General features: G+C 29.6%; 16 protein-coding genes. 1 reads left to right on the top strand and 15 read right to left on the bottom strand.

The features are described from left to right. Positions 1-6 precede the first annotated feature (6 nt). Genes CAMP5121_RS05160 through mqnP form a run of 3 tightly spaced genes read right to left on the bottom strand, consistent with a single transcriptional unit; the run spans position 7 to position 1890 of the window. Complete coding sequence (locus CAMP5121_RS05160; protein WP_263663878.1) at positions 7-528, bottom strand: hypothetical protein; 522 nt, start codon at positions 526-528, stop codon at positions 7-9. Beyond that, positions 521-1024: a hypothetical protein gene (locus tag CAMP5121_RS05155; protein ID WP_263663877.1), complete on the bottom strand. Its 504-nt coding sequence runs from the start codon at positions 1022-1024 to the stop codon at positions 521-523. Before CAMP5121_RS05155 ends, CAMP5121_RS05160 begins: the two co-directional genes overlap by 8 nt. Continuing rightward, positions 1015-1890, bottom strand: coding sequence for a menaquinone biosynthesis prenyltransferase MqnP (gene mqnP / locus CAMP5121_RS05150; protein WP_263663876.1), 876 nt, complete (start codon positions 1888-1890; stop codon positions 1015-1017). The genes CAMP5121_RS05155 and mqnP overlap by 10 nt, the downstream gene beginning before the upstream one ends. A 69-nt stretch (positions 1891-1959) precedes the next feature. On the opposite strand from mqnP, the gene miaA reads away from it, so the two are divergent. Continuing rightward, the gene (miaA, locus tag CAMP5121_RS05145) at positions 1960-2835 is read left to right on the top strand and encodes a tRNA (adenosine(37)-N6)-dimethylallyltransferase MiaA (RefSeq protein ID WP_263679521.1); all 876 of its coding nucleotides are present in this window, start codon (positions 1960-1962) and stop codon (positions 2833-2835) included. On the opposite strand, the gene CAMP5121_RS05140 is transcribed toward miaA, so the two are convergent. The 12 genes from CAMP5121_RS05140 to nuoD are packed head-to-tail and all read right to left on the bottom strand — an operon-like array spanning position 2826 to position 16931. After that, complete coding sequence (locus CAMP5121_RS05140) at positions 2826-5189, bottom strand: tetratricopeptide repeat protein (RefSeq protein ID WP_337214973.1); 2364 nt, start codon at positions 5187-5189, stop codon at positions 2826-2828. The two genes, miaA and CAMP5121_RS05140, sit on opposite strands and share 10 nt — an antisense overlap. Before the next feature lie 24 nt (positions 5190-5213). After that, a complete protein-coding gene (locus CAMP5121_RS05135) occupies positions 5214-6611 on the bottom strand; it encodes an NADH-quinone oxidoreductase subunit N (protein ID WP_337214972.1) in 1398 nt (465 codons plus the stop codon). After that, entirely contained in the window at positions 6611-8080 is a 1470-nt protein-coding gene (locus CAMP5121_RS05130; protein ID WP_337214971.1) for a complex I subunit 4 family protein, read from the bottom strand. The genes CAMP5121_RS05135 and CAMP5121_RS05130 overlap by 1 nt, the downstream gene beginning before the upstream one ends. Before the next feature lies 1 nt (position 8081). Beyond that, positions 8082-9884, bottom strand: a complete 1803-nt coding sequence (nuoL, locus tag CAMP5121_RS05125) for an NADH-quinone oxidoreductase subunit L (protein ID WP_337214970.1) — start codon at positions 9882-9884, stop codon at positions 8082-8084. Further along, a complete protein-coding gene (gene nuoK, locus CAMP5121_RS05120) occupies positions 9872-10183 on the bottom strand; it encodes an NADH-quinone oxidoreductase subunit NuoK (protein WP_039667768.1) in 312 nt (103 codons plus the stop codon). Before nuoK ends, nuoL begins: the two co-directional genes overlap by 13 nt. Then, positions 10183-10689: an NADH-quinone oxidoreductase subunit J gene (locus tag CAMP5121_RS05115; RefSeq protein WP_337214969.1), complete on the bottom strand. Its 507-nt coding sequence runs from the start codon at positions 10687-10689 to the stop codon at positions 10183-10185. The genes nuoK and CAMP5121_RS05115 overlap by 1 nt, the downstream gene beginning before the upstream one ends. Then, entirely contained in the window at positions 10682-11314 is a 633-nt protein-coding gene (gene nuoI, locus CAMP5121_RS05110; RefSeq protein ID WP_039629100.1) for an NADH-quinone oxidoreductase subunit NuoI, read from the bottom strand. Before nuoI ends, CAMP5121_RS05115 begins: the two co-directional genes overlap by 8 nt. A gap of 8 nt (positions 11315-11322) precedes the next feature. Next, entirely contained in the window at positions 11323-12321 is a 999-nt protein-coding gene (gene nuoH, locus CAMP5121_RS05105; RefSeq protein ID WP_039619340.1) for an NADH-quinone oxidoreductase subunit NuoH, read from the bottom strand. Further along, positions 12318-14771: an NADH-quinone oxidoreductase subunit G gene (locus tag CAMP5121_RS05100; RefSeq protein WP_337214968.1), complete on the bottom strand. Its 2454-nt coding sequence runs from the start codon at positions 14769-14771 to the stop codon at positions 12318-12320. The genes nuoH and CAMP5121_RS05100 overlap by 4 nt, the downstream gene beginning before the upstream one ends. Beyond that, the gene (locus CAMP5121_RS05095) at positions 14768-15484 is read right to left on the bottom strand and encodes a hypothetical protein (protein ID WP_337214967.1); all 717 of its coding nucleotides are present in this window, start codon (positions 15482-15484) and stop codon (positions 14768-14770) included. Before CAMP5121_RS05095 ends, CAMP5121_RS05100 begins: the two co-directional genes overlap by 4 nt. Next, positions 15481-15708, bottom strand: coding sequence for an NADH-ubiquinone oxidoreductase subunit E family protein (locus CAMP5121_RS05090; protein WP_263702290.1), 228 nt, complete (start codon positions 15706-15708; stop codon positions 15481-15483). Before CAMP5121_RS05090 ends, CAMP5121_RS05095 begins: the two co-directional genes overlap by 4 nt. Beyond that, a complete protein-coding gene (nuoD, locus tag CAMP5121_RS05085) occupies positions 15705-16931 on the bottom strand; it encodes an NADH dehydrogenase (quinone) subunit D (RefSeq protein ID WP_039619347.1) in 1227 nt (408 codons plus the stop codon). The genes CAMP5121_RS05090 and nuoD overlap by 4 nt, the downstream gene beginning before the upstream one ends. Position 16932: the final 1 nt, after the last annotated feature.

Below are 16932 nucleotides of genomic sequence, written 5' to 3'. Positions count from 1 at the left end.
AGGCCTTTATAATAATTTATTAAATTTCAAAATAAGCTCAACCCTGCCCATACCTATACGCAAATCTTTGGCAATTTGCTCAATGGATTTTTTTTGATTAAAAAGCTCTATTACCTTTTGTTCTTCATTATCATAGCTTGGGCTTAATTTTGTAATACTTTGGGTTTTTTGTTCTAAATTTAATAAACGATTTTTTTGCTCACTTTGAAATTCTTCAATCACCTCTTCTACTTCTTTTAAAGCACTTAAAATAGGAAGGATATTTTGATTAATTTTTTGTTCTAATACCTGCAAAAGTTCTTCTTTTAGCTCTTCTTTAATGGCTTCAGTATCTATTTCCTCTTTTTCTTGCTCTTGTTCATCTAAACTTTCTTTTTTTAAATAATGATATTGCTTATTTAAATCTTCTATCATCTTACCAAGCTCGTTAATCTTAGCAATACTTTCTTTTTCTTTTATCATCATATAAGCAAACATAGCAAAAATTAATAAAGCTACCACAAGCCACAATAATAAATCACTACCCATTTTCTTGCTCCTTTAAAATCTTAATCATCGCTCTTTGCATATTTGCCACAAAATTATCATACACAAGCTCATCTTCTGCTTTTATTTGTGTGATTTTTGCCTCATTTTCATTTAAAGCTTTAAAAAAAATACTAATTTTTTGACCATTTAACTCAAATCTTGCATAATATTCCTCATCTTGAGTCAAACACTTTTCTTTAAATTGAATGTGTGCAAAATTTACACCTACCACAAAAGCTTTATATTTTAAATCTGTAAATAATTTTGTTTTATTGATATCATTTTTTATCAAATACAATTCTTGTTTTAAATCCATAAGCAAATCAAAAATAATTTGCTCACCTTCGCTAAATTCCACTCTTGAGGCAAGCTTTTTCCATTTGTTTAAATTGACATAATTATTACTTGAAAGATATTCTTGTAAAAATTCTTCATATCTTTCTTTACTCTCTTCAAACTCAAGCTCTAACGAACTTTTAAAAAAATTTATCTCCATAAAAGATCAACCCAAATAAATATAAAAAACACTATACTTAAATACCCATTTAAAGTAAAAAATGCTTTATCGATTTTTGCAAAATTCTTTCTAACTATGCGGTGTTCAAAAAATAAAATAATCGCACTAATTATCACGCCTAAAAAGGCAATATTTCCCGTTGGAGCCACCCAAACAAATAAAAGCCAAAAAAGCACTGCTAAAACATGACAAAACGCTGAGATAAATAAGGTTGCCTCAAGCCCAAATTTAGCAGGTATAGAATACAAGCCTGTTTTTTTATCATATTCCATATCTTGCAAAGCATAAAGCAAATCAAAACCAGCTGTCCAAAAAGTAACACCCAAACACAAAATCACACTATAAATTTCAATACTTCCCAAAACTACAATGCTACCTGCAATAGGAGCAAGCCCTAGGCAAAATCCTAATACTAAATGCGCTAAGGATGAAAATCTTTTAAAAGCTGAATAAATAGCTAAAATAAATAATACCGGCAAGGAAAGAGCAAAAGCTAGCTTATTAATAAAATAACTTGCCAAAACAAAAACAATAGCATTTAAAATAATAAAAAGTAAAATACTAGTTTTACCTATACGCCCATCGATATTAGGTCTATTTGCACACCTTGGATTATTTTTGTCAATATCCTCATCCATCAAACGATTAATCGCCATTGCAAAATTTCTTGCACTCACTGCACAAATAACACCTAAAAATAAAGCCTTAAAGCCAAACCAAGTGCTATCATTTAAAATAACAGAAGCCACAATCATTGAAGTAAATAAAAAGGGCAAAGCAAAAATAGAATGCTTAAAAACTATCAAGTCTAAAATATCTTTCAATTTTTCTTTTAATATAGGCATTTTTTCTCTTTATAATATATTTTTGTTATGATTTTACTAAAATAATTTTAAATTTAGGATATTTTTACGATGTTTTTTGAATTTGCACTCATTGGAACCACTGCAAGTGGCAAAACAGAACTTGCTAATAAACTAGCTTATGAATTTAACGCAAGCATTTTAAGCCTTGATAGTCTTTGCGTGTATAAACAAATCAACATCGCTTCAGCAAAAACAGAGCAAAAAACCCTAGATGAGCTTGATTATTTTGGTATAAATTTGTTAAATGTCAATGAGCATTTTAACATTGCTTTGTTTTTTGAAGAATACAAAAAAGCAAAAGCCTTTGCTCAAAAAAACAATCAAATGCTTATCATCACAGGTGGAACTAGTTTTTATCTAAAAGCCTTAATGGACGGTTTGAGTGAAAATTTCAAAGAAAGCCAAAGCACACTAAGTAATGATGAAATTTATCATTTAATGATAAAAATTGATCCACAAGCAAAAATAGAAAAAAACGATACTTATCGTTTGAAAAAATGGCTTGGAATTTATGAGCAAACCAATAAAATTCCAAGTGAAGTTTTAAAAGAAACCAAACAAGAAGCTTTGATTAAAAAACTTGATATTTTTGAAATTTCTTGGCAAAAAGATCTTTTAGAAAAACGCATTATCAAGCGCACTAAAAATATGCTAAATGAGGGCTTAATAGATGAAGCTAAAATGTTATTTGATAATTATGATCATCATTTAAAAGCACTAAATTCCATAGGTTTAAAAGAATGCAAAGAGTTTTTAGATAAAAAAATAAATTTAAATGAGCTTGAAGAGCTCATCATCATCCATACAAGACAACTTGCCAAAAGACAAAGAACTTTTAATAAAAAATTCAATAAAGAAATTTTAGATTTTCAAAGTGCTTATGAGAATTTAAAAGCTTATATTTTAAAAAAATATCAAGGCTGAGTATTTAAGACATTTAATTTATCTTTACATAAATTTTGCCAATTGCTTGTTGTGTTAATATCTATACAATTTTGCAAACTTTGTTTTTGATTTTGCACATCTTTTAAATCTTCATAAATATTGCTTTGCACATAAAAAACTCTTGCGCGCTCATCATCTTTTAAAGGATTAGCAAGTAAGTCTTTAAACAAAGTTAAGGCTTTTTGAGCTTGATTGCTTTGTTTTAAAGCTTTGATATAGATAAATTCTAAATCGGGACTAAAAAGATTTACTCCCTTTAAGTTTTGATAATCAATAGCCTTTGGAGCATAGTTTAAAATACTTGTTAGAAAATTATTTTTTTCACAATAACGCAAAAACTCATAATATAATTCCACCATACGATAATTCATAGGAAATTGCTCTAGTTTTTGTAAAGTTCTTATCATGGCATTATAATCTTGCAATCTAAGTTCGGCAAAAAATTTAATATAATTTGCTTCAAATTTTTCATTATCACTAATAATCGTTCTTGTGTTTAAAATATCGCTAATTGTTTTTATAACAAAGTTATAGCGTTTATCTTTAAGAGCTAAATCAGCACTTTGAAGCTTATAAAAGATAATATCATCGTTTTCATTTTCCACTATGTATTTTTTAGCTTCTTCTATGCGCGTTGTGCGTTTAAAACATTCAAGCATTTGCTTTTTATTTTGTATTTTGCCTCCTATATTATAAGCTTTAAAATCATCATATATTTTAATAGCAGCCAAACACTCATCATTTTTTAATCTTTGCTCTAAAACCAAAATAGCAGCTTGTTCTAAAAGATTTTTTACTTCTTTATTGGAGTATTTTTCAATGTCTTTTTGATAACTTATAACCTTTTCATAATTTTTTTCTTGAAAATATAATTTGACATTATCAAACAGCGCCTTACTAGAAATTTCTCCAGCGTATTTTTTCATAATTTCTTCATATTTTTGATGCAAAAAACTTGCATTAGCATCTTTTAAATATAAAAAGTTTTTATCTTGTGCTTCTTTAATTAAACTCACATATTCACCCAAAGGAAAATCTTCTGCATAAAGATCTAAATATTTTTGAGCTTTAATATGCTCATTTGCATTTAATAAAGACAAGGCAAGATCTTTTAATACTCTTTCATATTCTTTATCTACCTTGGTTAAATGCGTAAAAATATACTCATAAATTTTAGAACTTAAATCATAAACCCTATTATTAGCAAAAGCTTTTGCTAATAATAAAGAATTTTCTAAATCGCTCATGAAAAATTCAGGGTTTGATTCTAAAATTTTATTTGCTAATTCTTTGGCTTCTTTTATATTTTTTGCCTCTAGATGATTTTTTGATAAAAATAAAGCAGCTCTACTGGCTAAATCTGCATTTGGAGTAGAATAATACACATCTTGATAAATATTATTTGCGGTATTTTTTTTACCCAAATGATACAAATAATCTGCATAATCAAGTAAAGCCATTATAGTATATTTATCGCCTTTGTGTTCAGTATTTAAAGTATCTATAATATATTCAACATTAGATCTTTGCGATAAACCCATATAAACTCTCATCATAATATACATCACTTCTGTATAATCTTTATCGTTAATATAAGTTCTTACCCATCTTTTAGCATCATCTAACATTTGCTCTAAAATTACTTGGTCTTTATCAAGTTCATAGGTGTATAGTTTATTTTGAGCTCTTAATTTATAAAGCTCAAATTCATTCATAAATACACTACCCTGATAACGCTTAATAGCGCTAGTTGCATCCCTTAAAACCTGATCATATTTTTTTGCTTCATATTCTTGTTTTATACTAAAATAAGCGTTAAAATCTGCACTTTTTGAAGTTTCCATAGGATTAGAATTTAAATCTAACGCTCCAATATAAGGCATTAATGCATCATCAAAATAAATATCAAAATCAAGCCCATCACTAGGTTTATAATATCTTAAATCTTTAGTAAAAATAAATACAAAATGCTTAGAAGCATCTTCACTTTGACTTTGAATTTCTTTAGCATTAAAAATATCTTGAGAATAATTAAACATCTTAGCTAAAATTTTAGGATAGATTTTGATTGTCAAAAAAGTTTGGTGCTTTTCAAAATAAATCGTAAAATCATCAAATTCTTTATTTTGAAACTGCATATTGCTAACACCTAAAACATTGCACTCAAAATGGGTTTTTTCAAATTCAAAAACACTTTTGCAAGTAAAATCCTTATCATCTTTTAAATGCAAAAGCGTAAAAGGGCGTTTATGCTCTTCCCCTTTATTAACAATAATTTCAAAAGAAAATGTATAAGTTATACTTAATAAAAATAAAAATAAAACCCTTATCATAAGCGTGATTATAGCAATATTATTTTACAAAAGCAAAAACACGCAAGAAACACTTCCAATCAAACACAAGCATAAAATAATCTTTTGTTTTACATCTAAGTTTGCACTTTCTATGATTTGAGCTTTTTTGAAAAAAACATAAATTAAAATTTTTAAATAAGCATAAAGCATAATCATAGAACTTAAAGCTATAGCAAATACAAGTACATAATAGCCTGAGTTTAAAATAGAAGCTAAAATTAAAATTTTACCCCAAAAAATCCCAAAAGGCGGAATACCTGCTATACACAAAATGAATATAGCTAGCGTTATAGACAATACTGGTCTTTGATCAAACAAGCCTGAAAAACTCTCAAATGAACTTTTTTGAAATAAACTCAATATCAAAAAAATTCCATAATTTGCAAAAGCAAAAGAAATCCAATACACAAATAAAGCAAAAATTGAAAGCAAATAAGAAGTCTCATCTCCTTGAGAACTCACACTCATACTAGAAACAATAACTGCTAATATAAAAGAAGAATGAGTAATAGAACTATATGCTAGCATTTTTTTCACATCTTTTTGGATTAAAGCTACAATACTTACAACAAGCATAGAAAAAATCGCCAGCAATGCTACTATGTATTCAAATTTTACCCCACCACCCAAAGCAGAAAAAATTCTTAAAACTACTATTATCATAGCTATTTTTGGAACAATTGATATAAATGCTATAAAATTTGTATGTACACCACAATACACATCTTTTAACCAAAAATGAAAAGGTGCAATAGAAAGTTTTACTCCAACAATAACTAAAAACATTACTCCAGCACAAAGCAAGATAGGATCTGAAATATATTCAGAATGCAATAAATTATCTAAATCCAAAGACTTAATTTTTAAATACACAAAAGCACAAGCAAAGACAAAAAACCCAGCGCCTACCGCAGCTAAAGTAAAGTACTTTATACTAGAGCTAATAGCATTATGAGTTCCTCTTAGTGCTATTAACGTATAAAGAGCTAAAGAAGAACCTTCTAAGGCTAGGAAAATTACAATTAAATTAGTACTTGATATCATCAATATCAAAGAAGCAATCATAAATAAAAACAAAGAAAAAAACTCTGCCTTTTGCTCATCTTTATCCATTAATAAATAAAGCATTGAAAAAACTAAAATAACTATTTGAGCAAAAATTGCATAATTATCACTTACAAATAAACCAAAAAAGGCATGAGAATTATCTAAAACAAAGCCATTATAAAGCAATAAAAAACACAAAGCGCTAAATAAAGCTATAACACTTGCTCCTATATAAAAATTTCTAGAAAGCTTTTTAAATGCATCCAATAAAAGCAAAACAATAGCCCAAAAAAGCAATGACAACACAGGAAATAATAATACAAAATTGAATTTTTCTAAACTAAAGCCACTCATTAAAAACCTCTTATATCATCTATGATTTTTTGATTTTCTATTGCAATATTTCTTGTTTGCATAACTTCAAGAATGCTATTTACATTCAAAGCAATTTGATCGAGCATAGCGCTTGGAGCTATCCCTAAATAAATTACCAAGGCACTTAAAATACTCAACACAAAAATTTCGCCTTTTTTTAATATTAATTTCTCCATTTTTTCTTCACTAGTGGCAAAAAACATATTTCTATAAATATTTAGCATATAAATAGCCCCTAAAATAATCACACCACCTGCAAATAATGCATACCACAAATTCACACTTGCTATGCCTTGTAAAATTAAAAACTCACCTACAAAAGAAATAGTCAAAGGCAGTGAAATAGATGAAAATAATAACACCGCAAAGAAAAAACTAAACAATGGAGTTGTTTTAGCTAAATTTTTATAAAAGTCTAAATCAAAAGTATGATATCTTTTATAAAGCATATAAGCAGCCAAAAACAAACCACCTGTTACTATACCATGTGCAAACATGTAAAATACAGAACCACTTACCCCATTATAAGTAAAAGTCACAATACCCAAAATCACCACACCCAAATGCGAAATTGAGCTATAAGCAATTAATTCTTTTAAATCTTTAGTTTTAAAAGCAATTAAAGCTGCATATAAAATTCCAACTATACATAAAATAGCAAGTAAAGAATAATAATGATTTAAAGTATCAGGTGTTAAAGGCAAAATAAATCTTAAAAATCCAAAAGGAGCCATTTTAAAACTAACAAGCATTACAGATACTAAAGTCGGACTTTTTGCATAAACTTTTGGTGCCCAAGTATGGAAAGGAAACAAAGGGCTTTTAATTGCAAAAGCGATAAAAAATCCTATAAAGATTAAGTTTTGCACACTTTCAGGTATGAAAAATTCACTCTTATACCAAGCAAGTAAATCAAAACTCCAATACCCAAAACTTTGATAATACAAAAATCCTACATAAATAATCGCTAAAAGCATGAGCATAGAACCACAAAATGCATAAATAAAAAATTTAATCCCTGCTTTATAATTATCTGAATACCTACCTATTAAATAAATAAGTGGTATAAGAGAAAACTCCCAAAATACATAAAATAATAAAGCATCTAATGAAGCAAAAAGCCCTATAATACAAAATTGCAATAAAAATATACTTACTACAACACTTTTATCTTGAATATCCAAACATACAAAAGATAAAAAAATCATAATAGAACAAAGCAGCATTAAATAAAGTGCTATAGCATCTACACCTATATGAAAATTAACTATCAAAGAATTTAAGCTAAACTCATAAGCTATACCATTATGATAATTAAACAATAAAAAAACATTAAAAACTAAAATCAAAAAGCTAATTAAAATAGCAAAAGTTTTAAAATCTTCTTTTTGTAAAAACAAAGCTATAAAAGCTGCAAAAAATGGAAATAACATTAATAAACTAAGCATTCTACACCGCCAACGCTAAACAAAATAAACATACAAAAGCCAACACTGTAATTCTTAAAACCAAAGAATAATCCCTACCTATGCTAAGAGTTCTAGCAAAAGTTTTAAGGAAAAATGCAACACTATCTACCAAAGTATCTAAAATTTCTTTATCAGCTTTTCTTAAAAATTCACAAAATAAAGCATATTTACTAACAATAAATTGATGATAAAACCTTGGTATATAGTATTCATTAAACAAAAGCTTATAAATACTTGTTTTAGAAAGTGAAGGTTTAAACCAATTTTTCCAATAAGCTACAATAGCTAAAAATACCCCAAGCACTGCAGCAGCACTTGCAAGCGCCATAACTAAAGAATTTTGTCCATCAATAAAAGCTAAGTTTTGACTTACAAACTCCATAAAACTATGCTCAAAAAATCCTGCAATAATAGCAAGTAAAGCCAAGGGACTCATCGCAAGCAAGGCTATTTTACTAGCTTCATGAGGATGTTCTTCATGTCTTTTTGGAGTAAAAAATACAAGCATTAAAAGTCTAAAACTATAAAAAGCTGTCATAAAAGCTGCTATTAAAAGCACCAAGAAAATTCCATGATGATGACTTATAAAAGAAAATCCTAAAATTAAATCTTTAGAGAAAAATCCTGCAAAAGGATAAATTCCTGCCAAAGCCAAAGAGCCTATAAGCATTAAAATAGCACTAAAACGCATACTTTTATAAAGTCCACCCATCTTGCTAATATCAAGCTTATCATTCATCGCATGCATAACATTACCTGCACCTAAGAACAATAAAGATTTAAAAAATGCATGGGTTGCTAGATGAAATAAAGCTATAGCATAAGCCCCAAGACCTGCTGCTACAAACATATACCCAAGTTGAGAAAGCGTTGAATAAGCAATAATTCTCTTTAAGTCTTTAGCCACCATAGCCATAGAAGCGGCAAAAAGTGCTACAAAAGCTCCAAGTATAGCAATAAAATATCCTACTTCAGGAACTTGTAAATAAAGCTCTCCAGCACGAATCACCAAATAAACTCCAGCAGTAACCATAGTCGCAGCATGGATTAGTGCTGAAACTGGTGTAGGTCCTGCCATAGCATCAGCAAGCCAAGTATGGAAAGGAAATTGTGCTGATTTACCCATAGCGCCCACAAAAAGTAAAAGTGCTATTAAAATCAAAATCATATCATTTTCATGCCCTAAAGATAAAAGGGTAAAAAACTCATCGTATTTTAAAGAATTGAACTCTATATAAATTAAGAAAATTCCTAAAAGCAAAGCCAAATCTGCAATTCTATTCATGATAAATGCTTCATTAGCAGCAAAGGTATATTTTTCATTATGATACCAAAAACCTATCAAAAGCCATGAGCAAAGTCCAACGCCCTCCCAACCTATGAAAAGTCCTAAGAAATTATCACTCATAATCAAGAACATCATAGAAAAAACAAAAAGCCCTAAATAACTAAAATAGCGATTAAACCCTTCATCATGCTCCATATAAAATATACTATATAAATGCACAAAAGTAGCAACTATACTTACTACATTCATCATAATTAAAGTAATGGAGTCTATTTTAAAACCAAAACTAACATCTACCAAAGATATCCAAGTACCAAGTTCAAAATTAAAATGCACTCCATTGCTTAATAAAATAATTGAAGCAAGTGCTGAAAAAGCTATAAGCAAAGAAGCTAAATAACCTAAAATAATTTTCTTAGCACTAAAAGCAAAAATACCTAAAACAATAGCTGAAACTAAAGGAGAAAAAAGTGCAATTAAAGCTAAATTTTGCATTTTAACTCTCCTTTTTCAGCTAAAGAACTAAGCTCTAGTGTTCCTGTTTTTCTATACCATAAAACACAAAGTGCTATCCCAACAGCTACCTCACAAGCTGCAACCCCCATTACAAATAAAGCAAAAATTTGTCCTTCAATATCTTTATGAGAAGCTCCTGCTGTAACTAAAGCTAAATTAGCAGCGTTTAATAAAATTTCACTTGAAATAAAAAGCATAATTAAATTTTGGCGTTTTATAATACCTATTAGACCAATGATAAACATCAAAATAGCCACAATGTAGTATTTTTCTAACATCATTGCTCATCCTTTTTTATATTTTTTTGAGTAAGTGCTATAGCGCAAATTAAAGCTATTAAAAGTAAAATTGCCATAAATTCAAAAGCAAGCATGTATTTTGTAAATAAAATAAAACCTATTTGCTGAGTTGAATCAAGATCATAAACTTCACTAGTTTCATTTAAACCAAAGTTATAGCCCATAATAATACTAATTAACAAAATAGCACTAAAAATCACAGCAAAAATAAATACTCTTTTACCTTTTAGACTTTCCTTTACTTTTATCGAAGCATCAAAAAACATCATAGCAAAACTATAAAGACCTAAAATAGCCCCGCTATAAACGATAATTTGAATCGCTCCAATAAATTCAGCATTAAGTAAAAAATAAAATCCGCTCAAAAACACCATAGCTGCAGCCAAAGAACTAATAGCATAAAGTACACTAGTACTTAAAACGCTAATTAGAAAAAATCCCAATACCAAAACACTTAACAAACAAAAAGCTATCGTTTCAAACATTTTCTTCCTTTGGGGTATCTTGCTGTCTTTGCAAATCTATCTCATAATAATTTGGAGTTTTCTTTACTAAATCATCAGCATCTTTTCTTAAACTACCACTTCCTTCAAATACCACTTGATTTTTAAGCTCATCGATAGGAGTTAAAAAATCTTGCTTTTGACCAAAATACGATCTTTGCTCTGCTGCATTTTCATACTCTTTACCATGTACAATAGCAAGTTCAGGACAAACATCAGCACAAAAGCCACAATAAATACAACGTCCTAAATTGATACTATAATTTTCAACCTTTTTGCGTCCATCTTCGCTTAAACTTGTTTCCATTCTTATGCAATTACTAATGCAAATTTTTTCGCACAAGCCACAACCAATACAACATTCATTTTCACTTTCAATAAAACGCATCAAACGATGTACCGCACGGTAGCGATTATCTAAAGCAACTTTTTCCATAGGGTATTTAATCGTTGCACTATTATTTTTTTTAAACATTTCTCTTAATACGACAAATAAACCTACAAAAAGTTCTGTATTTAAAGAACGCTTGATTACTTGTATGAATTTTTCATAAGCATTTTGAGGATTTTTACGCTCAAAATCTACTTTAAAATAACCTTTTTTCATTGTTTTTCCTATATCACAAGTACTAAAGCACTAATTAATAAATTTAAAACCGCTAAAGGAATTAAAATCAAATAACACATTCTCATTACTTGATCAGGACGCAGTTGCGGAAAAGCCCCTCTAGCCCAAAAATACCAAAAGAACACAAAAGACACTTTCAAAAGCATCATAATAGCCCCTGGTATAATCCAAAAATCATTAAATCCACCCAAAAATAAAAGCGATATCATAATCGCTCCTGTTATCATGGCTGTATATTCTCCGATAAAAAACATACCCCATCTAAGCCCACTATATTCAGTGCCATAACCTGAAACAAGTTCAGTTTCGTTTTCACTTAAACAAAGTGGAGTTCTATTAGTTTCTATAAAAATAGCTATCACAAACAAAATAAAAGCCAAAGGTTGTTTAAAAATAAGCCAAGAAAGTATGCCTTCACTTTGATAGTTATTAATATCTACTAAAGACAAAGAGCCAACAAGCATTACAACACATACCAAAGAAAGACCTGCAACACTCTCATAAGAAATGATAGAAACAAGCCCTCTTGCCCCACCTAACAATGACCATTTATTATTACTAGCCAAGCCTCCTAAAAAAATCGCATAAAAACTAACCCCGCCCATACCTATGACAAATAATAAAGCCACATTAATATCAGCAATAATAGGACGAATCACTCTACCAAATAAAGTAAATTCAGGAAAAATAGGTATAGCTGCAATTGCCACAAAAGCACAAATTGCTGCAATCAATGGAGCGATTAAAAACACCACTTTTTGAGCATAAGTTGGCACTATATCTTCTTTAGTAAAAAGCTTAATCATATCAGCAACTACTTGAAGCAATCCAAAAGGACCTACCATATCAGGCCCTAAACGACGATGAAATAAAGCCAAAGCCTTTCTTTCAAGATAAGTTGCCAAGCCTGCTAAAGTTGCAAAAATAGCTATAACAAGCACGCATTTGATAATTGTTTCTATAATAAAAAAAGTAATATCACTCATATTTTAGCTCCTACTTTTTCAAGCCAAACTTTTGCATATCGAGTATTATTAAATAAAGATTTAAAATCAATCTTACTATCATAATCCCCCAAATACGCTCCATTTTCTAAAGATTCATCGCATTTTACACTTATAGCAATTTGAGTTTTTTCATTTTTTAAAATAACACTATCATCTTGGTTTAAATCAAATTTTTGCATTAAATCAGACGATAAAAATAAAGCTCCAACCTCATTAAAAGCTCTATTGCTAAGCTTTGAAAACTGATGAATGCTATTTGCATGATATAAGGTTAAATTTCCTTCATTTTGCTCTTTGACTTCTTGAGTGCTTAATGTTTTTTCAAACTCAAAATGAGAAAAATCAAGCTCATAGCCTCTATGATTTGCCCCACCATTATCATAATGATTTTCCAACTCATCAAAATCAATTGCCATAAAGCCTTTATTTTGTGGTAAAAATTTAGTATAGTTGATTGTAAATTCCTCATCAAAACCTAAAGCATTTGCTAAATCATTTAAAAAATAACCTTTAAATTCTAAAGCTGCATTTGTAGGAACTAATCTTTTGTCATAATTTACAAAGCTACCTTCTTGTTGATTTAAACTAGAACTTGCAAGATCAAAATGCCCATCATAAGAAAAAGTAAAATCGCCTTTTTCGTTATAACCTAGTGTTTTTCCCGCTTGAAAATCTTGACTTAAATCACAAATTAAACTCACGCCTAAAGTATTGGTACAAGTTGGATTTAAAAAGACTTTAAAATCAGTATATTTTTGCACCAAAGCACAAAGTTTTGCTAGCTTTACACTTTGCTCGTCATAGTAAAAATCACTTCCTATAACAAGTGTAAATTTTTGCTTTTTTGCGAGCAAAGTTTCTAAAATATCCTCATCTATGCCAAGATTTTTCGCATAATTTGATCTTTGCACCTCTATGCTTTTTTTAATTTTTTTAGGCACAAGCTTTTTAACTTCTTCTATAATAGTTTCGCCATTTTCATTTTGCTTTTCTATCTTTTCAATAACTTCTTCATTAATAGTTTCTTCTATTTCTTTAGTGCCTTGATAATACGCATTTTCTAATGTATTTTTAAATTCTTGTGGAAACTCTTTAGCAAATTTTTGCAAGATAAACAATAAAATATTTTCATTATCTTTAATATCATGATTAATCTGCAAGAAATTTTTAGAATATTTATCCACACCCTTATCTTTTATAGGGTGAAAATATAGTCCCGCACCTTTATTCATCACTAAAGCGTTATTAACTTTATATCCTAGCGTTGGCGCATCATAGCGTAAAAATGAACCTACGATGATTAAAAAATCACTTTGAGTAATATCATCTGTATTTGCATTATACATTGCATTTGCATTTTGATAAAAACAAGCTAGGAAATCTTGGAATTTTTTAGCTTCATGATTTATAAGATTAAGATTAAATTTTTTACTTAAATTTTGCAAGATTAAAGCTTCTTCATTGGTAATAAAACTATTAAATAAAATATTTTTTATTTCATCATTTTTTATCATATTTACTAGTTTTTCAAAAGCTTTTTCATCTTTACCTTGAACTTCATTTTGGGTATTAAAACCATATCTTGCAGCTTTATTTAGCGTAGCAAAAGCAAAATCATTACTCACTCTATAAATTTTTTCTTTTTGATTATTAATACTAGTTTGTTTAATATCATAATACATCAACTCACAATCACTAGAATGTGGATTACTAGCTGGAATTTTCTTTAATTCCCAAGCATTAGAAGTATATTGAAAAGCTGCACCTACCAAAGCTCCTGTTGGACATACGCTAGTACATTCTCCACAAAATGAACAATCAAGCATATCACCACTACTTGGCGCAATTAAACTCTTTTGAAATTTAGTCCAAATCGCTAGTGCGTCTTTACTCATACTCTCTTTAAAACTTGCATCGGGCGCGTTTGCTCCTCTTGGAGTAGTTTTTAAAGCGCTTTCACCTATTTTATCTTTACAAACTGTGATACATCTTTCACACACTATACATAAAGCTGGATCATAATTAATCTCGCCCCATTTTTTATGCTCTTTATGGGTATCTTTAATCCAATAATTTTGCACATTTACTCTTGCTTTGTGTGTAAAGTTTTGAAGCTCACATTCGCCAGATTTATCACATACCCCACATTGTAAAGGGTGGTTGATACAATATGCTTGCATGATAGCATTGCGCTCATCCCATAAATTTGGCAAATCACTCTCTACCACCATACCTTCTTTAACTTTAGTATTACAAGAATAAACCTTTTTACCATCAGCTTCTACCATACACATACGACATGCAAGTGTTGGAGAACAACCATTTAAATAACAAATTGCAGGAATGAAAATATCATTTTTTCTTGCGACATTTAAGATATACTCACCCTCATTTGCCTCACATTCTATACCATTAATGATAACTTTCATTTTATAACCTTAACTTGAGCTTTTGAAAAAGCAAAACCAGCGCTTTCATAATCAAACAAAGCCACCGTGCCTTTTAAATCATGATTGATTTTTACTATAGTTGTAAATTCTTGAGTGTTTATTTTTAAATTAATTTTATCCTCATCCTTAACCTTGGCAATCAAAGCAAAAGATGAAGAACAATGCAAATTTTTATCCCCTAAAGGTGCTTGCATGATGATAGTTCCATCAAAATTATCAAGTTCTAAAAGTTCACTAAAAGAATTTTGTACTGACAAATTTTCTTCATTTTCATTAGAGCAAATTAGCAAAAGATTAAATTTATGACAAAGTTTTTCTAAAAAATACTTAATATTTTCAAAGTCTTTATGTTGGTGTAAATTTTCATCAAAAATAATACACTTTGCTTCTTTTAAAAACTCCAAAATCTCTAAAGCCTCTTCTTCACCAAAGCAAGATTCAGCACTTAAATAACCCTCATCAAGCTCATTAAATTCAGTATCCAAACTTATCTTACAAAGTAATGCAAGCACAAAAGGCACACTTGCAATCTCACATTTATAAAAGCTTGCTTTTAAATTTTTATCTTCTAAACAGGAAATATTGTAATTTTTACTTTTGTTAAGCTTAGCACAAAGTGAAGGATTTTTTAAAGAAAGTAAATCCACAAAACACAAAGCATTTAAGCCTTCTTGATATTTTGCTAATTTCATTGTCCTACCTTTTTAAAAACTATAGTCCAATCTACTTGATTAAATTTTAAAGAATTTAAAAGTTCACAATTTTGCTCTTTTATGAAAGCAAAACTTTTTTCTACATTGGAAAAATCTCCTATTTCAAACAAAACCACTAAAACTTCATCCATATAGGCTTTTTGAATGATTTGTTCTAAATCCTTAAATAAATCTTGACTTTTTCTTAAATCCACGCGTCTCATCGGTCTATCTCACCTAAAACTATATTAATACTTCCTAAAATCGCCACCGCATCAGCCAAATATGACCCCACAAGCATTTCTTCTAAAAACGCACAGTGAAAAAAACTTGGAGTTCTAGCTCTTAATCTATATGGTCTACCGCTACCATCTGAGTGGATAAAAAATCCAAGCTCTCCTTTTGGACTTTCAGTTGGCACATACACCTCTCCTTTTGGTGGTTTTAAGCCTTGAGTTACTAGGACAAAATGTTGCATAAGCGAATAATTTTGTGTCATAATTTGCTCTTTTGAAGCACTTACATACTCAGGATGATTGCATAAAATTTCAGGTGGAGTATCTTGATAAAGCTTAGCACATTGAACTAAAATTTTCAAACTTTCTCTAAATTCTTGCATATAAACCTTATATCTTGCATAAGAATCACCCATTTTAGCCACAGGCACGCCAAAATCTACCTCATCATAAAGCAAATAAGGCTCTTCTTTTCTAACATCATAAGCAATCCCGCTTCCTCTTAGCATAACCCCGCTACAACCCCAACTTAGCGCTTGTTCTTTACTTACCACTCCTACATTTTCAGTTCTTGCACGCCAAATTCTATTATCATCAAGCAAAGCTTCATAATCTTTTATATCATTTGGAAATTTATTGCAAAATGCTAAAAGTTCATCTAAAAAACCTTCAGGTAAATCAAGCATTACCCCGCCTATTCTCATAGATGAATGTGTAAGTCTTGCCCCGCAATATTTTTCTATTAGATCAAGCACATATTCACGCTCTCTAAAGCAGTATAAAAATACTGTCATCGCACCAATATCAAGAGCATGTGTAGCAAGCCATAACAAATGCGAAGCAATGCGGTTTAACTCAAGCAAAATCATCCTTATCACACTTGCTCTGCGTGGAATTTCCAAACCACAAAGTTTTTCTACAGCAGCTACATAGGCATAATTATTTGCACTAGCTGCGATATAATCCATTCTATCAGTAGTTGGGATAAACTCTTGATAGATCATATTTTCAGCCATTTTTTCCATACCACGATGCATATAGCCTATACAAGGAGCAGCCTTGGTGATTTCTTCTCCATCAAGTTCTAAAATAAGGCGTAAATTTCCATGAGCACTTGGATGTTGGGGACCAAGATTTACTATCATAGTACCATCTTCACGCTCAAAGCTTATATTTTCATAATAAGGTTTTAATTTAGTAGAAATTTGCATT

It is taken from the genome of Campylobacter sp. 2352 PW, from assembly GCF_024723575.1.
Classification (GTDB): Bacteria; Campylobacterota; Campylobacteria; order Campylobacterales; family Campylobacteraceae; genus Campylobacter_D.
This window is presented reverse-complemented; position numbering and strand designations above follow the sequence as displayed.

What these genes read in the sequence shown, in the direction of transcription:
- nuoL (WP_337214970.1), bottom strand. Translation starts at nt 9,884, where the DNA reads ATGCAAAATTTAGCTTTAATTGCACTTTTTTCTCCTTTAGTTTCAGCT.
- nuoI (WP_039629100.1), bottom strand. Translation starts at nt 11,314, where the DNA reads ATGAAAAAAGGTTATTTTAAAGTAGATTTTGAGCGTAAAAATCCTCAA.
- CAMP5121_RS05160 (WP_263663878.1), bottom strand. Translation starts at nt 528, where the DNA reads ATGGGTAGTGATTTATTATTGTGGCTTGTGGTAGCTTTATTAATTTTT.
- CAMP5121_RS05135 (WP_337214972.1), bottom strand. Translation starts at nt 6,611, where the DNA reads ATGAGTGGCTTTAGTTTAGAAAAATTCAATTTTGTATTATTATTTCCT.
- mqnP (WP_263663876.1), bottom strand. Translation starts at nt 1,890, where the DNA reads ATGCCTATATTAAAAGAAAAATTGAAAGATATTTTAGACTTGATAGTT.
- nuoK (WP_039667768.1), bottom strand. Translation starts at nt 10,183, where the DNA reads ATGTTAGAAAAATACTACATTGTGGCTATTTTGATGTTTATCATTGGT.
- miaA (WP_263679521.1), top strand. Translation starts at nt 1,960, where the DNA reads ATGTTTTTTGAATTTGCACTCATTGGAACCACTGCAAGTGGCAAAACA.
- CAMP5121_RS05130 (WP_337214971.1), bottom strand. Translation starts at nt 8,080, where the DNA reads ATGCTTAGTTTATTAATGTTATTTCCATTTTTTGCAGCTTTTATAGCT.
- CAMP5121_RS05090 (WP_263702290.1), bottom strand. Translation starts at nt 15,708, where the DNA reads ATGAGACGCGTGGATTTAAGAAAAAGTCAAGATTTATTTAAGGATTTA.
- nuoH (WP_039619340.1), bottom strand. Translation starts at nt 12,321, where the DNA reads ATGAGTGATATTACTTTTTTTATTATAGAAACAATTATCAAATGCGTG.
- CAMP5121_RS05095 (WP_337214967.1), bottom strand. Translation starts at nt 15,484, where the DNA reads ATGAAATTAGCAAAATATCAAGAAGGCTTAAATGCTTTGTGTTTTGTG.
- CAMP5121_RS05100 (WP_337214968.1), bottom strand. Translation starts at nt 14,771, where the DNA reads ATGAAAGTTATCATTAATGGTATAGAATGTGAGGCAAATGAGGGTGAG.
- CAMP5121_RS05140 (WP_337214973.1), bottom strand. Translation starts at nt 5,189, where the DNA reads ATGATAAGGGTTTTATTTTTATTTTTATTAAGTATAACTTATACATTT.
- CAMP5121_RS05155 (WP_263663877.1), bottom strand. Translation starts at nt 1,024, where the DNA reads ATGGAGATAAATTTTTTTAAAAGTTCGTTAGAGCTTGAGTTTGAAGAG.
- nuoD (WP_039619347.1), bottom strand. Translation starts at nt 16,931, where the DNA reads ATGCAAATTTCTACTAAATTAAAACCTTATTATGAAAATATAAGCTTT.
- CAMP5121_RS05115 (WP_337214969.1), bottom strand. Translation starts at nt 10,689, where the DNA reads ATGTTTGAAACGATAGCTTTTTGTTTGTTAAGTGTTTTGGTATTGGGA.